This is a genomic window from Blautia sp. LMAG:89, assembly GCF_008679485.1.
Lineage (GTDB): Bacteria > Bacillota > Clostridia > Lachnospirales > Lachnospiraceae > Blautia_A > Blautia_A fusiformis.
Genome location: NZ_NANC01000003.1, coordinates 463,268 through 487,360, shown reverse-complemented (window position 1 = coordinate 487,360; position 24,093 = coordinate 463,268). Strand labels below are relative to the sequence as shown.

The 24,093-nt window shown below is 46.9% G+C and carries 16 protein-coding genes; 3 read left to right on the top strand and 13 right to left on the bottom strand.

Annotation, left to right across the window (positions count from 1 at the left end; genetic code table 11):
• Complete coding sequence (locus tag CCC70_RS02505; protein ID WP_021651910.1) at positions 1 to 1,860, bottom strand: glycosyltransferase family 2 protein; 1,860 nt, start codon at positions 1,858 to 1,860, stop codon at positions 1 to 3.
• A 181-nt stretch (positions 1,861 to 2,041) separates the two neighbouring features.
• Here CCC70_RS02505 and CCC70_RS02500 point away from each other — a divergent pair, with 181 nt between their 5' ends.
• Positions 2,042 to 3,289, top strand: coding sequence for a D-alanyl-D-alanine carboxypeptidase family protein (locus tag CCC70_RS02500; RefSeq protein WP_287084184.1), 1,248 nt, complete (start codon positions 2,042 to 2,044; stop codon positions 3,287 to 3,289).
• A 108-nt stretch (positions 3,290 to 3,397) separates the two neighbouring features.
• Here CCC70_RS02500 and CCC70_RS02495 read toward each other — a convergent pair whose 3' ends face one another.
• The 11 genes from CCC70_RS02495 to CCC70_RS02445 all read right to left on the bottom strand — a co-directional run bounded on the left by CCC70_RS02495 (position 3,398) and on the right by CCC70_RS02445 (position 21,530).
• Positions 3,398 to 4,837, bottom strand: a complete 1,440-nt coding sequence (locus CCC70_RS02495) for an ArnT family glycosyltransferase (RefSeq protein ID WP_244093142.1) — start codon at positions 4,835 to 4,837, stop codon at positions 3,398 to 3,400.
• 11 nt (positions 4,838 to 4,848) lie between these two features.
• Positions 4,849 to 7,296, bottom strand: a complete 2,448-nt coding sequence (locus CCC70_RS02490; RefSeq protein ID WP_118752906.1) for a glycosyltransferase family 2 protein — start codon at positions 7,294 to 7,296, stop codon at positions 4,849 to 4,851.
• Complete coding sequence (locus CCC70_RS02485; RefSeq protein WP_287084183.1) at positions 7,272 to 12,911, bottom strand: glycosyltransferase; 5,640 nt, start codon at positions 12,909 to 12,911, stop codon at positions 7,272 to 7,274. The genes CCC70_RS02490 and CCC70_RS02485 overlap by 25 nt, the downstream gene beginning before the upstream one ends.
• 14 nt (positions 12,912 to 12,925) lie before the next feature.
• On the bottom strand, positions 12,926 to 14,248 hold the full coding sequence (locus tag CCC70_RS02480) for an ABC transporter ATP-binding protein (protein WP_021651905.1): 1,323 nt from the start codon (positions 14,246 to 14,248) through the stop codon (positions 12,926 to 12,928).
• 132 nt (positions 14,249 to 14,380) lie between these two features.
• Entirely contained in the window at positions 14,381 to 15,187 is an 807-nt protein-coding gene (locus CCC70_RS02475) for an ABC transporter permease (RefSeq protein WP_173753935.1), read from the bottom strand.
• Between the two features lie 11 nt (positions 15,188 to 15,198).
• A complete protein-coding gene (gene rfbC / locus CCC70_RS02470) occupies positions 15,199 to 15,756 on the bottom strand; it encodes a dTDP-4-dehydrorhamnose 3,5-epimerase (protein ID WP_015527414.1) in 558 nt (185 codons plus the stop codon).
• A gap of 27 nt (positions 15,757 to 15,783) precedes the next feature.
• On the bottom strand, positions 15,784 to 17,100 hold the full coding sequence (locus tag CCC70_RS02465; RefSeq protein ID WP_287084182.1) for a D-alanyl-D-alanine carboxypeptidase family protein: 1,317 nt from the start codon (positions 17,098 to 17,100) through the stop codon (positions 15,784 to 15,786).
• An 18-nt stretch (positions 17,101 to 17,118) separates the two neighbouring features.
• Positions 17,119 to 18,249 (bottom strand): dTDP-4-amino-4,6-dideoxygalactose transaminase, encoded by a 1,131-nt coding sequence (gene rffA / locus CCC70_RS02460; protein WP_021651902.1) that lies wholly within the window; start codon positions 18,247 to 18,249, stop codon positions 17,119 to 17,121.
• An 88-nt stretch (positions 18,250 to 18,337) separates the two neighbouring features.
• The gene (locus tag CCC70_RS02455) at positions 18,338 to 19,630 is read right to left on the bottom strand and encodes an ATP-grasp domain-containing protein (protein ID WP_287084181.1); all 1,293 of its coding nucleotides are present in this window, start codon (positions 19,628 to 19,630) and stop codon (positions 18,338 to 18,340) included.
• A complete protein-coding gene (locus CCC70_RS02450) occupies positions 19,627 to 20,598 on the bottom strand; it encodes a hypothetical protein (protein WP_287084180.1) in 972 nt (323 codons plus the stop codon). The genes CCC70_RS02455 and CCC70_RS02450 overlap by 4 nt, the downstream gene beginning before the upstream one ends.
• Positions 20,598 to 21,530: a glycosyltransferase family 2 protein gene (locus tag CCC70_RS02445; protein ID WP_129975792.1), complete on the bottom strand. Its 933-nt coding sequence runs from the start codon at positions 21,528 to 21,530 to the stop codon at positions 20,598 to 20,600. Before CCC70_RS02445 ends, CCC70_RS02450 begins: the two co-directional genes overlap by 1 nt.
• 168 nt (positions 21,531 to 21,698) lie before the next feature.
• On the opposite strand from CCC70_RS02445, the gene CCC70_RS02440 reads away from it, so the two are divergent.
• Both CCC70_RS02440 and CCC70_RS02435 read left to right on the top strand, forming a co-directional pair.
• Positions 21,699 to 22,049, top strand: coding sequence for an EamA family transporter (locus tag CCC70_RS02440; protein ID WP_015527420.1), 351 nt, complete (start codon positions 21,699 to 21,701; stop codon positions 22,047 to 22,049).
• Positions 22,042 to 22,380: an EamA family transporter gene (locus CCC70_RS02435; protein WP_015527421.1), complete on the top strand. Its 339-nt coding sequence runs from the start codon at positions 22,042 to 22,044 to the stop codon at positions 22,378 to 22,380. Before CCC70_RS02440 ends, CCC70_RS02435 begins: the two co-directional genes overlap by 8 nt.
• Before the next feature lie 44 nt (positions 22,381 to 22,424).
• On the opposite strand, the gene CCC70_RS02430 is transcribed toward CCC70_RS02435, so the two are convergent.
• On the bottom strand, positions 22,425 to 23,972 hold the full coding sequence (locus CCC70_RS02430; RefSeq protein ID WP_287084179.1) for a GH25 family lysozyme: 1,548 nt from the start codon (positions 23,970 to 23,972) through the stop codon (positions 22,425 to 22,427).
• Positions 23,973 to 24,093: the final 121 nt, after the last annotated feature.

The window sequence follows — 24,093 nt, the reverse complement described above, 5'->3', positions numbered from 1 at the left end:
TTATCCCTTCTTCTTTCCCATTCCCGGAAGGGGCTTCAGGGAATAATTCCATTTGGTTAAAGAAAGATTTTTGTTATAGTATGGATCTCCTTTTTTCAGGATATCCAGCCAGTGACAGCGCATGTATTCGATCTCCGTCTGAAAACGGCGGACCTTTTCCTCGCTGTCCTCAGTGCCTCTTGACTTGGATTCGTAATGATAGAGCTTCACATACGGATCATAGACGATCAGATGGCCGTGGCTGCGCACCTTCAGACAGAGATCCACATCATTAAACGCAACTGCAAGCTCTTCCGTAAAGCCTCCTGCCTCCAGAAAAACTTCCTTCTTCATCATCATACATGCTGCAGTCACACAGCTCATATCCTGCAGAAGAGAAGCCTTATGGAGATATCCGGTACGCTCTGCCGGCATATTCACAAACATGTTCCCGGCAATTCCGCCCATTCCCACCACGCAGCCTGCATGCTGAATGGTGTTATCCGGATAGATCAGCTTGACGCCAACTGCACCTGTTTCCTTACGCTGACACACGCTCAGCATCTCTGACATCCAGTCCGGATCGATGACCTTTACGTCATTATTCAGAAAAAGCAGATAATCTCCCTTGGCATGGCGCACCCCGAAATTGTTGATGGCAGAATAGTTGAAGCCTTTTTTCCAGCGGATCAGATGGACCCTGGGATCCTCCGAAAGCTTTCTGTAATACCGGAAGATCTCTTCGGAGCTGCTGTTATTCTCCACAATGATGATCTCGTAATTTTTGTAGGCAGTTTTTTCAAAAATGGATTCCACGCAGGCCTGAAGCGTTTCTTTCTCCTCACGGTTCGGAATGATAACAGAAACCAGAGGTTCTCCCTGCACCGGATACTTCACACGGTAAAATCCAAAATCCGGAGTATGCTCCACGGTTCCCGGAGTTCCGGTCCGTTTGAGATTCCCCTCAATGGCACGTCTGCCGGCTTCAAAAGCATACATCTTGCTTGCCGGATTATCTGCTGTGGAGGATTTATGGGTCCTCCAGTGATAAAGGATCTCCGGTACATGGACCACTTCCCTGGCCTGCTCCACACAGCGGAAAATGAAATCATAATCCTGGGCGCCGTCAAATTCCCGGCGAAATCCGCCCACTGTCTGCACTACGGAACGTCTTACCACCAGAAAATGGCAGATATAATTATTGGATCTTAAAAGATCCAGGTTAAAGTCCGGTTTCAGATGGGGCTGAAAATGTTCAGAAAGATCTGTCGTGACCTTATCCTCATCTGTATAGATCACATCCGCCTCCGGATGCTCCTCCAGTGCCGCCGCGATCTCATACAATGCATTAGGTGCCAGCAGATCATCATGATCCAGAAGTGCGATAAAATCACCCTCTGCCATGGCAAAAGCTGCGTTTGTATTTTCTGCAATGCCAAGATTCTCTTTCAGATCCTGATAGCGGATCCTCCTGTCCATCTCTGCATAGGATCTCAGCACAGTCTGCATGTCCGGATCCTCCGGGCTTCCGTTTGCCAGACACAGCTCCCAGTTCTCATATGTCTGTGCAAGGAGAGAGTCCAGCATCTGTCTTAAAAAACGCTCCGGTGTCAGATATGCAGGTACCACAATGCTGATCAACGGCCCATCCGGAAATTTGCGTTTCCGCTGCTTCTCCAGTGTTTCCTCGTCAGGTCTGTATGCCTCATACCATGGTCCGTAAGGAACCTCTTCCGGTTCAAAACGTTCATGAAGCCGGATCCAGAACTCTTTCAGACCATAATGCTTCAGGTATCTTAGGCCCTTCTGTACTGTATAGGGGGAAAGCTTCTTTATAAGTCTGTCCCATTGGATCTTTCCTGTAGAATCATCTTTACTCATATATTATCTCCGTATTACTCAGTTTGATGTTACTGTTCACTCTGTTCTCAGTAACAGTTTGATGAACATATTTTACCATTCCATCATTTTTTTTGCAAGGAAGAGAGGAAATGTGTTATACTGAGCTTACGTATGTATTGCTTACATAAGAATTATTTTTTATACAGGAGTACCATTTATCATGAAAAAATCAAGAATAACCACAGCGCTTCTGGCTATTGGGATCTCCGCTTCCATAGTGTTCCAGACTCCAGTTTTCGCCACAGAAGAAACCGCTGTTGCTGTATCCTCCGGTATTACCACCAATGGGATCAGCGGATGGCCTCAGGGGCCTGAGATCACTTCCGCATCTGCCGTGATCATGGAAGATACTTCCGATACGATCCTCTATGCCAAGGATATGGACACCACGCTTTCTCCGGCCGGCGCAGTTAAGATCATGACCTGTCTTCTGGCACTGGAGAACAGCCAGCTTGACGATCAGGTTACCATGACAGAAACCGGTGTATCCGGTGTTACAGACGGAGGCGCTCATATTTCCTCACAGCTCGGAGAGGTATTTACCATGGAGCAGTGCCTTTACGCTCTGATGCTGGCCTCTGCCAATGACATTGCTCTCCAGGTCGCAGAACAGATCGGCGGATCTGTGGATGCCTTTGTCCAGAAAATGAACGACCGTGCCAAGGAGCTAGGATGTACCAATACGGTATTCACCAATCCTACCGGTCTCCCGGATGACAACCAGCATACCACAGCACATGATCTGGCTCTGATCATGCAGGCGGCTATCCGTAATGACAGCTTCCGCACCATCTCCGGAGCCACCTCCTATACGATTCCGGCTACCAATGTTTCCGGCGGTACCCGTAACCTGACAAGCTCTTTTACCATGACAGATCCTGCATCCGCTTCCTATTATGAAGGATGTATCGGCGGTCGTGAAAGTACCACCACTGCTTCCGGAAGCGTTCTTGTCACAGCTGCACAGCGAAACGGTACTACTCTGATCGCAGTAGTCATGAACGGAGCGACCGGTCAGACAGCCAACGAAGCGATCTCACTTCTGGATTACGGTTTTTCCAATTTCCAGCTTCTGGATCTCAGCGAGGATGATTTTCACATCCTGTCCGGCGGCACTGTAATGGTTCCATCCGGTGCGACCGCAGACGACCTGACTACGGAAGATACGGAATCTGATGGTCAGATCTTACGTACCTATTCCTTTGGCGGAACTCAGGTGGGAACTGCAGTTGTCGAGGATCCCTCCCAGGAAAGCTCCTCCGATGTACTGGAAAATGATGAAAACATGGATTCTGCAAAAGCTTATTCCGAATCCAGATCCCAGATCCCGTATTTTGCCATTGGCGGTGTGGGCATCCTGCTCCTTATCCTTCTGCTGTGGCGCATGATCCGGATCATCCGTTCCTGATCTTGGTTCCCAGGCGGATATACTTCAGAATTAAAAAATCCCTCCTATGTACCGGTCATATCCGGATACATAGAAGGGATTTTTTTCTGCCATCTCACCATCTGGGTGTCAGCCATAAAACGGAACTACCAGGAAGATATAGCATAAAAACGGAGAAGCAGCCAGAAGTGCTGTCAGGACCCGGTATATCCACATCCTGATATTTTCTTTTTTTACAAAACGCTCAAGCAGACGATTCCAGCCGGCTGTCACAAAATACATGGCCGGATACAGTGCCGGCATGATATAACGTCCCTGTGCCTGGTTGTCACTATAATATACATAATACATAAACAGCCCCACAGGGATCAGGATCAGAAGGATCAGCAGCAGATGAAAGATCCCTTTTCTGTCCCATTTATCGTACACGGTTATTGTTTTTATCTTCAGCTTTTCACTTCCTGCTGCTTTTCGTTCTTTTACCACAGTACGTTTCTTCGGATAAAACATTCCCAGCATAGTCAAAATACCGATCCCACCCATTCCAAAGAACAGGAAATATGCCTTGCTCACACTATAAGGCATATAGATCTGCATCAGGCCAAAGGTTCCGATAAAGCTTACCAGAACTGTCAGCAGCCAGTTATGCTGCCAGCCCGGGTCCTGATACAAAAGGATATCCTTCCATGACCAGTTCAGCTTCTCCGGTGTGGGATATCTGGACGGCCTGTAATCAACAGCCGCATATTTTTCCGCACACTGTGCACAGGCTTTTCTTCCGATAAGATCTCCGTCATAGAGAACGGCATTTCGTATAAACCACCAGCCGCATAAAGCAAGGGTTACTGCCGCGATCACGATTCCTCTCCGGAACAGAAATGCAACTCTCTGTTTTACCGGCTCTTCCCTGCACAGAAGGACTGTCAGGCAGAAAAACAGGAAGCTGCATAAGATCCATCCGTAGGTATTATAGTAGGACAGTGCACAGACTGCCATTCCAACAGCCAGAAGGATCGAATTTCTGAAGCTCCAGTCTCCCGCTTCCAGATAACAGGACCAGGAATACAGGATCATCGCCATGGATAAAAGCGCCAGGGAATCCGTGTTTACATAAGTTCCCAGAAACAATGCCTGCGGCATAAAGCCTGCCAGTGCGGCAAACAGCCATCTTCCCTCTTTCGGAAAAAGCTTTCCGGATGCTTTCACCACAAAATATACCGCTCCAGTCACAAAGAGCACATCTGCCATCCTCGCCGCATGGAGTAATCCGTCTGCAGATGCATGGAACAGACCTGCGATCCCCATAAATACAGCAGATACCATATAGGAAAGGATCGGATAATAGGCATAGGAAATCCCCCATGTCGCATCACGGATGGTTGGCTCATCTCCAAGAGGCAGCTTTCCCGGATGCTCATGAAGATACTGTGCCACCATGTAGCGCATTTTTTCATCTGGGCCTGCCCCCAGGGGCTGCATGAACGCCCATGCAGTCAGGAGCAAAAATGCTGCCAGGACAAGAACCCCTGCCTGAACTCTCTCATCCTTCCAGATTTTTTTCTTTTCCAAAATATAACCTCCTATATCCGCTTCAGAGAAAAATCCTGGCTCTCCAGTGTAAGGTTCGGATTATAGTAAGGATCTCCGTCACGGAGGATCTCCGGCCAGTGCTTCTCAAAGGAAGCGATCTCGCGGTTAAATCTTGCCACCTTCTCCGGTGTATCCTCAAGACCTCTGGATTTGGATTCATAGTGATAAAGCTCCGCATAAGGATTGTATACAACCAGATATCCGGCTTTTCCCAGACGAAGGCAGAAATCTATGTCATTAAAGGCAACCTGGAATTCCTCACTTAATCCGTGAACCTTATCAAAGGCCTCACGCTTCACCATCATGCAGGCTGCGGTTACAGCGCTGTAATCCTGGGCACAGATGATCCTGTGGCAGTATCCGGTAGCGTCTCTTTTCTGCTGCACAAAGCAGTGTCCCGCAATGCCGCCGAAGCCAACGACTACTCCTGCATGCTGCACGGTATCATCCTCATAATAGAGCCGCGCTCCTACAGCTCCCACATCCGGTCTCATACAGTATCCCAGAAGCTGCTCCAGACAGTCCGGGCTGATGATCTCCGTATCATTGTTGAGAAGAAGCAGATAGTCACCCTTAGCATGAGCAGCTCCGAAATTATTGATGGCAGAATAGTTGAAAATACCATCCCAGTACACCACATGGGCTTTCGGATTGGATGCTTCCAGCTCTTTATAGTAAGCAAAGGTCTCATCCTCTGTACTGTTGTTCTCCACGATCACATACTCATAATTGCGGTAAGTTGCCTTTTCTTCGATGGAATCAATACATCTCTTCAGATCATCGATGTGATCCTTGTTTGGGATGATGATGGAGATCAGCGGTTTTTCCTCCCAGAGGAATTTTGTACGGTAAAGTCCAAGATATTCACCTTTTTCGATTTCCACCGGAACTCCGAGCCTGTCATAATGAGCCTTGATGGCACGTGCTCCTGCATCAAAGGCATACATTTTGCTTTCCGGATTCTCTGCTGTGGAATCCTCATGGCATCTCCAGTGATAAAGGATCCTGGGGATATGATGGATCTGCTCTCTTCCCGCAGCTTCCACACAGCGGAACACAAAATCATAATCCTGTGCACCGTCAAATTCCTTTTTCAGCATTCCGATCTGATCCACGATCTCTTTTTTTACGACAAAAAGATGACAGATGTAGTTTACTGTACACAAAAGATCAATATTGAAGTCCGGTTTGAAATGCGGCTGAAAGAATTTGTGCCCGTCCATGGACATCTTATCTTCATCGGAATACAGAACCTTAAGCTCCGGATCCTCATTCAGCGCTTTCACACACCGGAACAAGGCGTCCGGCGTCAGCTCATCATCATGATCTGCAAACACGATAAAATCTCCTGTTGCCGCTTTCATAGCCGCATTGGTATTCTCTGCGATCTGAAGTGCCTGGTCGTTGCGGATCACACGGATCCTGTCATCACTTTTTTCCAGCCTGTTCAGATAATCGGTAAGAGGAGAATCTGCTCCGCTTCCGTCGGAAAGACAGAGTTCCCAGTTCCCGTAGGTCTGGGCTTCTATGGAATCTACCAGCTGCTGGAGATATTTTTCCGGTGTTTTGTAAAGCGGGATCACAATACTGAATTTTGGATTCCTGGAAAATTTCGTTTTTCTTTCTTCTGCAAGCTCTGCCTTGTCCGGCAGATGCTTCACGATCCATTTAGAATAATCCACCGGACGGTTTTTACGGTCCAGCACCTTTCCAAATACCTTTCCGGTAAGGGCTGCTGCCCCGTGAAGCTTCATGTAACGGCTTCCCTTACGGAAATATACCGCAGCTTTCTCCGCAAGGCGCTTCTGTGGCTGCAGATGTACCAGACGAAGCGTCCGCACATTGCCTGCCTCAAATACAATGTAGAATTCCTTCACACTGTCATAATGGAATTCAAAGAAAAAACCGCTCTTCTCATCGATCTCTGTTTCCTGGTACTGATTCTGCACATCCACACGTTTCAGTCTGGTGATCTCGCAGGGGATTTCCTTCCGGCTGCGATCCTCCAGGCGTATGGTCAGGGGGCTGTTAAAGGCTGCCCAGCCACGGACACGGCAGATCTTTTCCCCGGCTTCCACCTCGATGCTCTCGATAAAGTACTGCGGTTTTCCCTGTTTCCTGTAAAGCTGTGCTGCCGAAACAGAAAACCACCGGACACGTTTTTCACCCTTTACCGCATAAACAACAAGCTTCTTTTTGCCCTCCAGATCCGGCAGGCAGATTTCCATCTGCACACGTTCTCCGTTTACCAGATCCAGATCCTTAAAGCGCTCCAGGGCGCTGACACGCTCCTGGGCACTGATGGCTGCCGGAAGCTTTTCCCCGTCAAGAACGGCTTCCGGCTTATGATCCTTCGGCCAGGTTCCCTGAAGGTGATACAGAGAACTGTCCTTCAGGTCAAACCTGTCCTTTTCTACTTCGTATAGCTCTCGCTGCATAACAATTCCTCCATTGCATCCTTTCCGGTATTTACTGTAAGGTAATGCTCCATAACCTTCTGATGTGCGGCCTCACCCATGGCTTTTCTGGCCTTCTCATCAGTAACCAGAGCTTCCAGGGCATTGACCCACTCTTCTTTTGTGGTGCACATCCAGCCATCTTTTCCGTTTTCGACCACGTATTCCATCTCACAGTTACGGCTCATGACACTCGGAACCTTTACAAGGGCAGCCTCTGTCCACTTATTCTCGGATTTGCACCAGTGGAACAGGCTGTTCTCCAGCGGCATCAGATTGATATCAAGTCCTGCGATCACGGCAGGCAGCTGTCTCCAGTCCATAAACGGAAGCTTCTCGATGCGGTTCTGCACCGGCTCCATTCCGGATTCATCCAGCACACCCACCAGCTTCAGGTAAACCTCCGGGTGGCGCTCCATCACCTCCAGAAGTGCTGCCTCCACCTGGGCAAAATCCTGATCATGCGTTTTGGAACCACTTAAATATCCGATATAGATCCGGTCTTTAGCCTTGTCTGTCTGCTCCACAGCCTCGTGAGACAGGATCTCCATCTCCATACTCATACAGTTGCGGTTGATCACCACCGGTTTTCCCGGAAATTCTTCCCGGATTTCTCCTGCTAGTGTCTCCGTGGATGTAAAATATCCGTCGCAGAATCCCATACATCCGCGGATACGGTCTGTAGTTGTGCGGAAGTCACTGTACTCGCTTCCCTTCAGGAAATGCAGCCCGGAAATTTTTTCGTAATTAAATACCAGGTCATCCACATCATAGTAAACAGGGATTCCGGCTGCTTTCGCCCGGTTGGCAAGCATTTCTGCTTCCATCAGCTTGCTGCAGCGGTACATCACGATCGCTGTATATTCCTCGATCTTTTCCTGCTCTGCCTGATCTATCTGTATAAACTTCGATGCATAGCCTTTAAGAATCAGCTGCTCCCGGAAATGCTCCACACGATATCTGGAGGCAAAGGAAATCTCCTCTCCTACGAAAAGAAGCCTGCGTTTTTCCACAGGGAGCTCGCTTTCGCCGAGAGTTTTCCACAGAGAAATCATCTCTTCCACAATATTCTCCGGCTTCTCATCTTTCAGGACAAGGCCCTTGGCATAGCGTTTCACACGTTCTACAGGTGCACCTACCGGAAGTACAGCTACCGGAAATCCCATGGAAATGATCTCCGAGGTTGTGTAGGAGAAGGTTTCCGGCCATACGGACGGGATCAGGAACATATCAATATCCTGCTCCAGGGTAAGTCTTGGGATCTCCTCTCTTGTATATCTTCCTGTCTGGGAAAATACCGGACTTTCGATCTCTTCGTCGGAAGTACCGATCAGTCTCAGACGGATATTCAGTTCATTCTCTTCGATATATCCTGCAAGCGCCTTCACAACCTCCAGGCCTTTTTTGTAGCAGAGTACGCCGATAAGACCAATGTTAAAGGTCTCTGTGGTTTTTTTATTTTTTTTCACTGCCGGAAGGTAATGGGGTGCATGCGGAATCACATGGAGATTGTATACATCCGGATAAGCACGCTTGAACAGCCTTGCCGTATCATCGGAAAATGCACGGATCTCATCACAGTTTGACAGAAATTCCCGGAATTTTGTACGCCAGAGCGTTCCGGTTCCGTATTCTGTGCAGGCGTTGCTGCGGTTATCCGGAATACATTTATCGCAGACCTCACAGGATGGAACGCCACAGTATTTTCCTTCTGCATCGATCAGATTCACTGCCGGACAAAGGGCAAAGAAATCATGAAGAAGCATAAGGAGCTTCGCACCCTGCTCTCTCTTAAGACGCAGGATACGTTCCAAGGTTCCGTAAAGATTCTGATAGGTCACAAGCTCGTTGATCCAGATCTCATCCACACGCATCAGCTCACCAAGGGCAGTTTCCAGATCATTTGCAAAAAATTCCATCTCATACTGCTTATACTGATACGTAAAGTAAAAACGATTGCTTACGATATTATAGCGGATGGTCACAAAACGGTATCCTTCCCGCAGAGCCAGACGTCTTTTCTCCACAAGATAAGCCGTTGCACCGCCGCCAAGATCATGGTCAAAGGCCACAATGGTAGGCACATCCAGCTTCCTGTTGAGAAGCTTCATTTCCACGTAGAGTCTTACCGGACGAAGCGGGTCTCTTCTGCAGTAATCCGCAGTATCCTTGTTGTAATCCGGATGCTTGCGGAGCAGCGCCTCACTGTGCTCTTTCAGAAGTCTCTGCTTTTCCTCAGACGGGAAGCTTCCACCATGCTTGTGATATACAAACAGGTTATCCACATGCACGTTCTCATAGCCTGCAGCTATGGCACGCTGGCACCAGTCATTCTCCTCACCGTAGCCTTTTCCGAAATTCTCCTCATCCAGAAGGCCAACCTCCTGGATCGCTTTCAGGTTCATACCCATGCAGAAGCCCACACCGGTAGGCATAGCCGGATACTGCGGACGGATCATGCGGAATTCATCATCGATCTCCCACAGCGGCATTCCCTCAAACAGTTTGTTATCCCGGCAGAAATCCGGGAAGCTGCAGATGGTTCCGCAGGTGGTAAACGGTGTAGTAGTTGCAATATTTTCCTTTGCAAAGATCGGAAGCATCAGGCGCTCCAGCCACTCTTCCGGAACCTCCACATCTGTATTTACAAGAGCCACATGATTTTCCGCCATCTTTAATCCACGGTTTACAGACGGAAGAAAGCCCATATTGGTCTCATTATTCAGAAGTACCACATTGTCATGCTCTGCGGCATATTTTTCCAGATAGTTTCCTACCTCAGGATCCGGACTCTTGTCATTTACGATGATCAGACGATAAGGAACCTTCGTTTTTTCAATTCCGGAAAACAGGGCATCAAAATACTCCAGTCCGTTGTAAACCGGCACGATCACATCCACCTTCTGCTGATAGACTGCCTGTGGATATGCCTTTCTTGTGCTGCGTACATGACGCTGTTTGAAATGGCGGAGATTTCCGATACTCTTCGGATCTTCGATCGCGTATACCAGAAGCTCTTTCTGATCCCTGGTTCCCGGGATCTTTCCGATAAGGAATCTTCCGGTATCCGCTGCGGTTCCGTATTCCAGGAAAACAGAAGTCTCTGCCGGCGCAAGAACCGTTGCCAGGAAAGAAAATCCGGCACTTTCCGCATCCGGATTTCCAATGGCATTAGCCACATCCGTACGGTAGATCGTAGTACAGGAAGCCTCCTGAAGCTTCTGTGTTCCCTGATAAAATGCGATCCTTGGCTGTCCCATAGACGCAAACGTCGGATCAAAGGCCCAGCCAATGGCATTTAAGGTGCCATTCTCATAATGGAAGAAATCAACACTGCCCATACAGGTAGGAGTTGTCTCCACTCCCATCACTGCTGCCGGCTCTGTATGATAGCGAAGAACCTTTTTGACCAGTTTCTTTACCTGCGCTTTTTTGCCTGGATGACGAAGGGCCTCTTCCTGCGCACGGGCTGCTTCCTCTGCAGCCTGCTTTGCGGCACGTTCAGCCTCTTTTCTGACACGCTCCTGTTCTCTTCGTACTTCACGCTCTTTTTCAAAGACCAGAAGCTTTTCCACATCCGGAAGCTCAAGGCAGTCAAGTTTTCCCTCTATTACGATCCTGTCCACATTTTCCGGGTGCGTAACATCGATAAGATAAAAACCATCGGTGGTAAAAAACGCAGTGGTACTGTTATCCACCTTCATATGGACACCCTGAGGCACAAGCTCCGCACTGCATCCGCAATCCAGACGCTCTATCCTCACTTTCAGGAAATGACCGTTTGCAGGATTCCAGCGGAGATTTCGTATTCCTTTGATACCGGAAAGCGCAAACTCTACCCGGAAACGGTTTCCGGAAAGTTTTCCCTCTGCATAAAGTGTATGCTCTTCACAGAATCCCTCACCAAGATCATAGTACAGCTTGCTGTGCATCTGGTGCTTTTCTCTTTCTCTGTTCACCAGCTCTGTTACGGAAACCGGCACTTTTTTCTGTTCAAACGGGATCAGAGAACCACAGCCCACATACTCATAGACGAAATGCATGGTCCAATCCATAAATATCTCATAGTCTGTATAGCTGATATCAAACTCCGCCATCATCTCATCCTCATGACATAACCGCGGCAGCTCAGAAACATGTGTATACAGTTCATGGATCAGGCGCCACATGATAAAATTCACAGGCACAGGGAAATCAAACATCCACTCATAATCTATGATCTGATTTTCCTTTTCTCCCATAAAGATGTTGCTGCAGATCAGGTCCACATTGGCCGGGCAGACACATTCGTAATCCTCTCTTCCCGGATGATCACCAAATACCTCGCGGAACTCTCCGGTCCTGTAATCCACAATCTGACGAGCCCCGAAAAATTCCTGATAGAATTTTTTAAGAAGGGCCTTGATCTCTTCAAGATCTTCTTTCTGGGCAAGCTCTGCGATTTCCTGGTGAAGAGTTTTTCCAGTAAGGAGCGGATAAGAGATCTTTCCGTTTTCTGCCCTGCAGGGAAGATTCTTGTATTTATCGGATCCGGTACCCTCTGTTCCGGTTTTTTCCAGTTTTTCCACAAATTCCTCAGCCTGGGACACCATAGCCTCTTTTTCCGCACGGACCTCTCCGTTCTCCCGGACGATCCTGGTCAGAAGACGGAACTTTTCTTTTCGCTCCTGGTTCAGCTTCACATAAAGGATTTCCTCCGGGTCCCGGTTTTCGGTACGTCCTGCCTCCACAAGAAAAGAATTCACAAAGCTGTCCAGGATCTTCTCTTTTTCGAAGGCCTTTACGCCTTCACTTTCTGCAAAAAGATCTGCTGTCTTATCTGTGTATACAGGATAGCTTCTTCCGTAGGAATTGGTATAAAGGCTCTCATCTGTAAAAATCTCTGTCGGAAATTTATAATCCGGATACGGGTAGTAAAAGCGCAGAAAAGGAAAGCCGCTGTTTTCCAGCAGCTCTCCCAGTTCATTCTTGGAAAAGGTGCGCACAGACTGATTTCCCGGATATCCATTGATCCCGAAAAAATGAAGATCTGTGTGATCCTCCGGTGCTCCGGCAAAGTACTTCAATCCCAGTCTGTTCTCAATGGCGATCAGAAGTCTTCCCTCCGGCTTCAGATAAGCGCCCATACGCTGAAGAAATGTCTCGTAAGGAGTTTTTCCCTCGGTAAAGCTCATGGCATACTCCAGCACACCGTTTACTACCACATAGTCGAATTTTTCCGGAAAAGTCATGTCATTCAGGTTTCCAACCATGATCGTCAGATTTTCCTTATCCCTGTTTCTCGCATAATTGATATCTGCCCGACGTTTGGAAAGCTCCACGGAAGTCACATGACCGGCCTTGCGGCAAAGCATTCCGGTAATGGCTCCGCATCCGGCTCCGATCTCCAGAACGGAATCCGCCTTTTTCAGAGGATACCAGCTTAAGATATTCTCCCGCAGCCCTGAAAAATGGTAGACCATTGGAAAACTCACCTCTTCCTCCGGCAGGTCTTCAAAAGATTTGCCTTCCTGTGCCATTTTCAGAAGTGTTTCCTCGATATCCCCATCGGAATAATGATCCTTCGCCGTATAATAATCTAAATTCAACTCCGCCATAGTCGTTCCTCCACTTATTTCACAGATACTTTGGAAAACAGATCAAAATATCCCACTGCTTTCTTATCTGTGATCACGGTCAGGTTACACACATCGTAAAGACGATGAAATACGGTAAAATCGCCGTCTTTATATCCGGTGCAACCCAGACACAGCATATATTCCCCTGCCTCCAGAGGCATCACCTGTTTGAAGGTGATCTCACGGACATCGCCTGCCTTCTGCGGTTTCAGAGGCGTATGTTCATACATGGTATTGGTTCCTGTGATCTCGGTGCCTTTCAGATCTTTCAGGGTAAATGCAAAGATCGGATCGCTGACATCTGCCTGGAACTTCACTTTCATCTGAACGGAAAATTCCTTGCCTTTTTCGATCACATTGGTGATCATACCTGTATCATCCCGGATGGCAAAATCCACGATCTCGCCAAGCTTACTGCCGTATTCCAGGACCTTGGGATTCAGGTTCAGGCTGTCCTTCATAGCTTTACCGCTTCCGGTATGTGCTTTCAGTGAAACGTCTGCTCCGGCTGCCTGGTTCTCCGTCGTCTGTCCCTCTTCTGCATCGTCTGTGTTTTCTTCCAGATCTGCATCGTCGTACTGATTGACCAGCACACGACGGTAAAGATTGACCATCTCCTTGGCACCACCCTCTGCAAGCTTCTCACCTTTGTTTAGAAGCACAACACGGTCACAGTATTTTCCGATACTGCTCAGGTCATGGCTTACAAACAGAATGGTCTTCCCCATTTCCTTAAACTCTTCGAACTTCCGGTAACATTTTGCCTGGAAAAATACATCTCCCACGGAAAGAGCCTCATCAACGATCAGGATCTCCGGATCGATATTGATAGCTACCGCAAAAGCCAGACGCACGAACATACCACTGGAGTATGTTTTTACCGGCTGATAGATAAAATCACCGATATCTGCAAAATCCAGAATAGACTGCAGCTTGGCATCGATCTCTTCCCTGGAAAAACCGATCATACTTCCGTTGAGATATACATTTTCAAGTCCGGAATATTCTCCGTTAAATCCGGCTCCCAGCTCCAGAAGAGCTGAGATCCTTCCGTTTACGGCTATTTCCCCGGCTGTGGGCGAAAGTACGCCGGTGATGATCTTCAGGATCGTGGATTTGCCGGAACCATTTGTTCCGATAATTCCCACTGTTTCTCCCTTATGCACCTGAAAGGATACATGGTTGAGCGCATAATGCTCTTTATATTTCTTTTTTCTGGATAATCCCAGGGACTCCTTAAGACGGTCCATAGGATTATCGTAAAGCTTGTACATCTTACTGACATCATTTACTGAAATCGCAATATCTTCTGCCATTTTCAACCTCACTTTTGTGTAAATCGTTCACTCTCACAATCTGCCGCCGTTCTGCTTTTTATCCGTACAGAGCAAATCCTCCATGGGAACTGTCCGGTCCGGATCAGACGGATATCCGCCATCCGCATTCAATTAAAGCACATCTGCAAAATGCGGCTTCAGACGTTTGAATATCACAGATCCCAGTCCGAAAAGCAGGATCGTAACTACCCAGAAATAGATCGTCCATGAAGCATGGTTCCAGATCCCGACATGACCAAGCATGGAATCACGGTAGCCCGTAACTACATAGTACATCGGATTCAGCTTAAACAGCTTGATCAGCCATGGATGTGAAGAAAGCATATTGATATCCCACATGATCGGTGTAAGCCATACACCCACCTGAAGAAAAATACTGATGATCTGGGTCAGATCACGGAAAAAAATGACGATCGCGCTTGTAGCATACACTAGTCCCAGCACAAAAAGGAAGGTGCAGACAGAGTAATAAATGATCTGCAGTGTATAAAGGCTTGGTGTATATCCGTAGCATGCACATAAGAGCAGTGCAAAGGCCACAAAGAAAACATGCACGAAAAGTGCGGAGATGATTTTTACGATGGGAAGGATGCTGATCTTGAATACAACCTTCTTCACAAGATAATTGTATTCGATCAGGGCATTGGTTCCACCGTTTAATGCATCCTGGAAGAAAAACCACGGCACGATACCGGATACCAGATAGAGTACAAAAGGGTAATCCGATACCGTTCCGGCCTTCAGTCCTACGGAAAATACAAACCAGTAGACCAGGATCGTTACGATAGGCTGGATAAATGCCCAGACAATACCAAGATAGGATCCTGCATATTTTGTTTTGAAATCATTTTTTGCAAGGCTTAAAACCAGCTTTCGATTCTGGTACAGCTCCGCCGGCAAAGCTAATATTTTCTTCATTCTGCAATTCCTTATCGATTCTTATATTCCTCGAAGCTACCCCACTTCTGGTCCTTGTCGGAGAAAATAAGCTCCATGCCTTCCGGGATCGGCCACTCAACGTTAATGTCCTTGTCATTCCAGATCAGTCCGCCCTCATCGTTTGGATGATAGAAATCAGAGCACTTGTAAGTGAACTCTGCATTCTCGGAAAGTACCAGGAAGCCATGAGCAAATCCCTTAGGAATAAAGAACTGTTTCTTGTTTTCTGCGGAAAGGACTACACCATACCATTTTCCAAAGGTCTTGGAGCCTTCACGAAGGTCAACCGCAACATCAAACACTTCTCCGTTTACCACACGTACCAGTTTATCCTGGGGATAGCTGATCTGGAAATGAAGTCCGCGGAGAACACCGTAACGGGAGCTGGACTGATTATCCTGAACGAATTCCACATCAATGCCTGCTTCCTTGAAATCGTTATAATTGTATGTTTCCATGAAATATCCTCTGGAATCACCAAATACAGTTGGCTCGATCACTTTCAGTCCTTCAATATCTCCGCACTGTGTTACTTTTATTTTTCCCATTTTTTCTTTCTCCTTTTCTGTTTTGATTTATTTGTGATGTTTCTTTTCTTTTATTCTGAGAGCCGCAAGAAGGGCGATCAGGATCAGGATCATTGCTGCCATGATCATAAGAAGGATCTTACGCAGGGCAGGAATGCTCTTTTTTTCGCTGGTACTCTCTCCGGCTGTACTCTTCTCTGTTGTTTTGCTGTCATCTTTCTCTGCTGCTTCTGTGGAAGCTTCCGATCCGGAAATGTCCGCTTCCTGGCTGTCTTCTGCTGCAGCGGTCGGTTCCGGTACAGGTGTATCGGTTGCCTGTGCAACACTTGCAGTACCGATCAGATAATCTCCGAAATAGTAACCGGTTTCTGTTTTCCCGTTGGTATTCTCTGACTTCTCGGTAAGGGAATTCAGCTCCACCCCTTTTGGAAGGAATACATAGCCACCATTTACTTCTGTTTTTGTGAAATTCTCAAATGCGTAATTGAACATAGCCGTACTGTCCATACAGGAATTGGAAAGCTCTGTTCCACGCATGGTCACTGCAATATATGTGGTATTATCTCTGGTCACTCCTGTGACAAGTGTATGCCCTGCCGCAACGGTAGTTCCGGTTTTTCCACCAATGCAGCCTTCATAGTAAAATCCGCTTTCCGGTGCAAACATAGGATGATGGGTATGCAGGATCCTCTGCTGGCTGTTCATATTTGTAGGCTGGATGATATAGTCCGGTGTGCCCACGACCGTACGGAATGTTTCATTTTTCAGGCCTTCGCGGAAGATCAGCGCCATATCCCGTGCTGAAGAATAATGATTATCATCCGGAAGTCCGCTGGAATTTGCAAAATGTGTATTGGTACATCCGATCTCACTGGCGCGCTGGTTCATCATATCGATAAATGCCTGCTCTGTCCCGCCGATATGCTCTGCGATCTGTGCCGCAACGTCATTGGCAGACTGGATGATCAGAGCATGAAGACAATCCTCCATAGTCAGGACTTCGCCCACCTTTGTGCCGATATTACTGGAATCTGCCGTAACATTACGCACCCCGGTCTCTGTAAAGGTCACCTTCTCATCCATGGTGGAGTTCTCCACTGCCACCAGCAAGGTCATGATCTTGGTAATGCTGGCCGGATATCTCTGTTCATCTCCGCCCTTGTTATAAAGAACAACTCCTGTGTCTGCATCCATCAGGATACCGGTATCTGAGGTAATATCCGGTCCTGCCGGCCATCCCTGGATCTGGTTGGTGCTGATATCATATTTCGCATTCAGATCCACTGCAGCCATGGTCTGTAACGGCAGCATCAGCGCCACACTGACTGCTGCGAAAACTGCCAGTAATTTTTTTATTTTTTTCATAGTTCTCCCCTTCTTCTGTCAAAACCCGTCAAAGGAAGCAATCGCATCCACAACTCTCTTCGCATCCTCCATATCCAGATTATAGAACATGGGCAGTCGCATAAGACGCTCGCTTTCTTTTGTAGTATAAACATCTTCTCCGGAAAATCTTCCGAATTTTTTTCCTGCCGGTGCGGAATGAAGGGGTACATAATGGAACACACTGCAGATATCCTTTTCGCGGAGATATTTCAGAAGCCTTGTGCGTACCTGGATATCATGTACCTTAATGTAGTACATATGTGCATTATGTGTGCATTCTTCCGGTACATAAGGCTGCTGGATCTTTCCTTCCTCCGCCAGAAATCTAAGGTTCTCATTGTAAAAATCATAGATCTGCATCCGCTTATCGCTGATCTTCTTATGCTGTTCCAGCTGGGCATAAAGATATGCCGCATTCAATTCGCTCGGAAGATAGGATGATCCATAATCCATCCAGCGGTATTTATCTACCTGACCACGGAAAAACTTACTGCGGTCCGTTCCTTTTTCTCTCAGGATCTCTGCCTTCTCCAGGTACTGCTCCCCGTTGAACAGGATCGCACCGCCCTCTCCCATGGTATAGTTCTTAGTTTCATGGAAGCTGTAGCAGCCAAAATCTCCAATGGTACCAAGGGCTTTTCCCTTATAGTAGGCATCCACACCCTGGGCCGCGTCTTCCACTACCTTCAGATCATGTCTTCCGGCAATCTCCATGATCGTGTCCATCTCGCAGGCTACTCCTGCATAATGGACCGGAACGATCGCGCGGGTCTTATCTGTGATCGCCTGTTCGATCAGCTTCTCGTCAATATTCATGGTATCCGGCCGGATATCCACAAATACGATCCTTGCACCGCGAAGCACAAATGCATCTGCCGTTGATACAAAAGTATAAGACGGCATGATCACCTCATCGCCAGGCTGGATATCTGCCAGAAAAGCAGCCATCTCCAGTGCATGGGTACAGGATGTTGTCAGCATCACATGACCCACATGAAAGCGCTCTTCCATCCATGCAGAACATTTCTTCGTGTAGATCCCGTCGCCGCAGAGCATTCCCCGTTCTACTGCGTCACGGATGTACTCAAATTCCTTACCTGTAAACGCAGGTCTGTTAAAATCAATCATGTATTTCCTCTTTATTTCTTATTCTTCATGGTTTTTCTACATTAACTGTACATTCCATTTTCTCACACTCATGTTGTAAATTCAATGCCTATTTTTCTGCCGGTGCATAATCCGGGATCTGATTATGGTATGCCACCTCCTGGCCGTTGGGATCCAGAATATGCATTTCCTCATAAAACTCTTCTGTGAGAAGATCCATTTCCTTACGATTCTCTGTTTTTACATAATATAATGCCAGATACGGATTAGGACCATGCTCAATGACCTTCTCTCCTTCCTGATAAAAGATCCAGGGCTTTTCCACCTGTTCTTTCTCTCCCAGCCGGACTGCCGCAGACTGATCTTCGATGGTAAGAAGCCTTCCCTGAAAATAAATGACAGCTCCACAGCACTGTGGTTTATGAACATCGTGTTCTGCCAGCATTTTTTCCAGCTTATCCGGATCATAGAGAGATGCAAGAAGAAGCTCTTCCATATTAAATCCATAGACCATATCGGTCAATTCATGCTCATATCCGAAAAATCGTGCGGCGATCTCGCAGACCTGGATACCTTCTCCCGGCTTCCAGAAAAACTGCATGGAAAGGGCTCCGTCTTTCTGACCGGTTCTGTCCGCATATGCCTGAAGAAGTTCTGTGGCAGGCTTTTCAACTTTTGACAATAATCTGGAAGGATACACATTTCTTGTGCTGATGGGGATCTCACCTTTGGCAACAAATGTCTTTTCACGGTCTGCAATACTGATCACATGGACTTTTCCATGCCGCACCCAGGTCATCATATTGAATTCATAGCCATCGTTATATTCTTCCACCAAAATCTCCGGCATATCAGAAAATCCTGCGGTTTTTTCTGCCCCGTTTATCAGCTCCTCCAGATCTTCGGATATATAGATCCCGCGGGAGCCATATTTATCCAGTGGCTTGCTGACCACCGGATAACGAAGTCCCTCAAGCAGCTCTTGCAGCTGAGTTCTTTTGGACCTGTCTTTAAAATATGCGATCGGGATTTTTCGAAAGCCCGGAGTGGGAAGTCCCAGTTCAGTAAGCAGTGCTCTGGTCGCTGATTTATCACGATACCAGGGAAGCTGCTCCGGTTTCAGATAACAGGGGATTCCTGCCCGGTCCGCGATCTTTACCATACATTCCAGAAGAAGGTCGGAAAAGGATGTGAGGATCCCATCGATCTCTTTTTCTCGGCAGAGACAGGCGATCCGTTCCGTATCTGTTACCGGGATCTGAAATGCCTCATCTGCAAATTTTCTTGCCGGACCATCCGGATATCCGTCGCAGACAATGGTGTAGTATCCTTTTTCGCGGGCCTTCTGCACCAGCTGCTCAAATTCTCCCAACGTTCCCAGTATCAGCAATCTGTGTTTCATGATTCCGTTTCCTCCCATTCTCTTATGGACTCCGCGATATACTGCATTTCTTCTGCCCCGTATCTCTGGTCACAGGGAAGCGGCAGCACATTGGCAGCCCAGTCATATTCCATGGTATCCCTGTCAAATTCTTCCAGGATATTGCGCCAGTTTGTCGGTACAAAAATCTTCCGGCCTGCCAGCCAGCGTCGAAGCTCCAATCCGTTCTTATGATAATACGGATAGGCAAACGGTCCCTCCGGCACCTCCCCTGTAAAAGCATTCCTTGAAGGAAGAAGCTGCGACAGCAGACGGTAGTTCTGTTCTCTTCTTGCTTTGATACCGGAATAATCCATAGTCCTGAGGAGGTTTCCGGTCAGACGGGACATTCGGCGGATCTCCATCTCATGATAATTTGCTGCATTATCCAGCATTTTCTGATAGAAGGTTCCAGCATCATATTCATAACGTCCCAGAATATGCTCCATTCTTCCCATGGAATGATCCAGGGGCTTCTTTTCCGGTTCCAGTTCCGCATCGGTAGACAGATATGCTCCGTCACTGACTCCGAGAAATTTTCTGCAGGAGTACAGAGTGTCCACACCCGGCAGCGGCTTCTGAAAAAACGCATGCGTATGATCCACAATGATATTTCCATAGATTTTTTTATATTTCCGGATCTTATCATCGGTAAGCTGGCCATAATAATTTACCAGATACAGATATTCTCCTTCCGGAAGAGTTCTCTCCTCAAGGACCGGATGCAGACCTTCATCCATATGATAAAATTCTATATCTGCCCCGAATCTCTCACAGGCACCGGTTACGGAATCGCAGAGAAAAAATGGCAGGTAGATCTTTTTGCACCTGCGTGCTTCCATCAGCCACAAAAGCGCTGTTCTTCCGAGATTCACGCCGCAGAGATCCGGATAGTATTCCTGTCCCGCCGGTTCTTCCAGTTCCAGATAGCCGCCGATCTCTTTTTTCATCAGTCTGTCTCCTCCTGACGGATCACATAGTGCGGCATCTTTTTGGCCTCATTGAGAATATTCATGAGATAAATACCGATGATCCCGATCGAAAGCAATGTCAGTCCGAAAAATGCCAGTATCACAAGCATCAGAGATGTCCAGCCTTCCACTGAGATCCCGCACAGAAAATATCTCACCAGATAATAGATCCCCAGTAAAAAGCTTACCAGAAAACTGGCAATGCCGATGTTTCGCACCATAAGCAACGGAAATGCCGTATGGGCAGTAATATCATAGATGAGATCCTTCACAAGGCGGCGAAAAGAATATCCGCTCTTTCCATATGCACGTGCTGCATGCTGCACCGGAACATTGATGATACGGTTGGAGCTTAAAACCAGAAGATTTCCAATCTGCGGAAGATATGTATTGGTCTTCAGCATGGCTTCCACCAGAAAACGGCGGATCAGTCGATAACTGGTGATCTGAAGGTTCGGATCCTTGCCGAGCATTTTGGAAGTTGCCCATACAGACAGCTTTGTGCCCAGCTTCCGAATCAGATTATGCTTACGTCCTTCATAGCTTGCAATGATCACATCCACATCGTCACGTTCCTTCATTACATTGATCATTTTGGGGAGCTCCTCAGGCTGATGCTGAAGGTCATCATCCATAGTTACGATGAACTCTCCCTTTGCGTGGGCAAATCCGCACAGAAGCGCAGGATGCTGTCCAAAATTCCTTGCCATCTGGATGATCTTGACACGGGGATCTTTTTCCCGGAGTTCTTGCATAACCGCAAAAGACCGGTCCCTGGACCCGTCATCTACAAGGATCAGTTCAAATTCTTCTTTTATCGTTTCCCGGAATACTTTTTCCAGACGGGTGTACAGTTCCTGCAGCGTATGTTCTGAATTGTATACAGGAACAACCACTGAATATAAACACATATCGTTTTTCCTCTCTTTTGTATCAATTGACACTTATCGTTTAATCTTATCATTTTCATTTCCTGTTGTAAACCGTTACATTGTTCAAACATTTTCTTGCATAAACCTGCCGGATGATATATATTGATTATCAGTCTATGATAATCGCATTTATGATATGGAGGAAACATGACAAAAATCAAAGATTATATTCAGCTTCATCTGAATATCCTGCTGTTTTCTCTTACCAGCGTTTTTTCCAAGCTTGCATCGGTTTATTACAATAAAGAAGGGCTTCACAGTCCTCTTCTCTATGTATTTCTTTTTCTTATGATCGCAAACTGTGGGATCTACGCCATTGCATGGCAGCAGGTGATCAAAAAATTTTCCCTTTCCACGGCCTACGCCAACAAAAGCGTCTATCTTCTATGGTCCCAGGTATGGGCTGTGATCATTTTTCACGAAAATCTTTCGCTTCAGAACATCATCGGCATCCTGATCGTTCTGATCGGAGTCTGGATGGTGCAGAGATATGAATAGAACATTTATGCTGATCATGCTGGCCGGAACCTTTTTTTCGGCAATTTCCCAGGTACTTCTAAAGCAGAGTGCCAATATGGAATACAAAAATCCCCTCCGGGAATATCTGAACTGGCGAGTGATCCTGGCCTATGGCATCTTTTTTGGAGTGTTGCTCCTGAATACCTGGTGCTACACCAAAGTGGATATGAAATTCGGACCGGTGATCGATACTGCCGCCTATGTTTTTGTCCTGCTGTTTTCCTGGCGGATCCTGAAAGAAAAGATTTCCCGCGGAAAGATCATCGGAAATCTGATCATCATCCTGGGAATCCTTGTTTATACCTTATGATCATAAAAATGCCGGCAGCTTTATGTTCGCTGCCGGCATTTTTTTTATTTTTTCTTATTTGCTGCGGATACAGTTGTGTATACACCATCTTCATCGAATGTATAGCTCTTTCCGTTTTTCTCAATAGTACAGTTTTTGTACATGATTCCTGTTTCCGGATCAAAATAATATCTCTTTCCGTCCAGTTTGAGCCAGCCTCTCTGCATCTTTCCATTGGAGCCAAAATAATAGGTATGGCTTTCATTGTTTCCGCTCCATGTATAGAATACCTTTTTGACCATAACGCCGTCACCGCCAAAATAATATACATCATCCCTGCTGTTCATGTACCGCACATGTCTCATCATGTATCCGTATTTGGCCTGAAAATAATAATAGTTCTTTCCAACCCTTTTCATGCCCTTTAATGCATGTCCGTTTTTGTCAAAATAATATTTTTTCTCCTTATAGGTGATCCAGGTATTTTTCACAAGGACTCCATTTTTGTCTACATATCTGGAAATATTCTTGGAATCCCTGATCAGCTTTGAACGGCACATTCCTGCGGTCTTATGGATATAATATTTCTTATTTTTCACCTGAACCCAGCCGTATTTTTTGACACCATTGACATAATAAAATTTCTTTCCGTTCTCTGTTGCCCAGCCGGTTTTTCCTTTATAGTTACTGGTATCCGGTCTGGTGGACGCTTTGTATCCGGTCTGTGCATGCCATCTGGGTGTGATGATCTTGGTATAATCAACATAACCGAAGTCAATATCTACAGTAGAATAAGACGGGATTCCCGCAACCAGACCCTTGGTGGTATTCAGATATCCGCCACCGTCACCATCGGTGGACTGCCAGATGGTATATTTGTACTTTGTCTTGTCAGGAGCCGGGATCGTATCACCATAACGTGCAAGCCATACATCATAACCTGTCATCTTGCTCCAGTCAAGCTTGTTGTCATACCAGTCTGTATTGCAGTAGATCATTGGATGATATCCGGCTTTTTTTACCTCATTGCAGAAGGTCTTTGCCAGATCTGCGATCTGTGATGCGGAAAGATTGCGCATCTGATCATATTCAATGTCATAAACCACCGGATAGGATACTTTATATCCATCCATTTTACGGATGGCAAGCTGTGCTTCCTTCAGTGCCTGCTGTGTGTTCAGCGCAAGGCTGTACACATAGGTTCCTGTCGGAACTCCTGCCTTCTCTGCCTGTTTCATGTTGTAATCATATGTCTTATCCAGATGATTCAGACCATAGGAGATCCTGACAAAGGCAAAATCTACATTAGATTTTTTGACCTGGCTCCAGTTGATGGTATCCTGCCACTCAGAAACATCGATTCCACGTGTGACAGCACCTTCCAGCTTCTGGCCGCTTCCGTTATAGCAGACACCGTTGATCTTCTTCCAGGCCTTTGAACTTACCCTGGAATTCTGTGTTGCCTTCCCGCTGGGGACCTTTTCTTCCTCAGCAACTGCCTCGCTTCGGTCTACGCCTCCGCCGCCCATGGCCATCGCTGTAGTTCCCATTGTTCCTATTCCCAGCAGTGCTGCCATACAGCCTGCCACCAGCCATTTCTTCCAGTTTTTCATTTTAGTTTCCTTCCATAAATTATGTTGTTTATTTGTGCATGACTTTTATTATACATATGAAAAAATGGAAAGTAAAGCCATATATGGAAAAAGACCGATGTCAGCTTCATACAGCTGAACA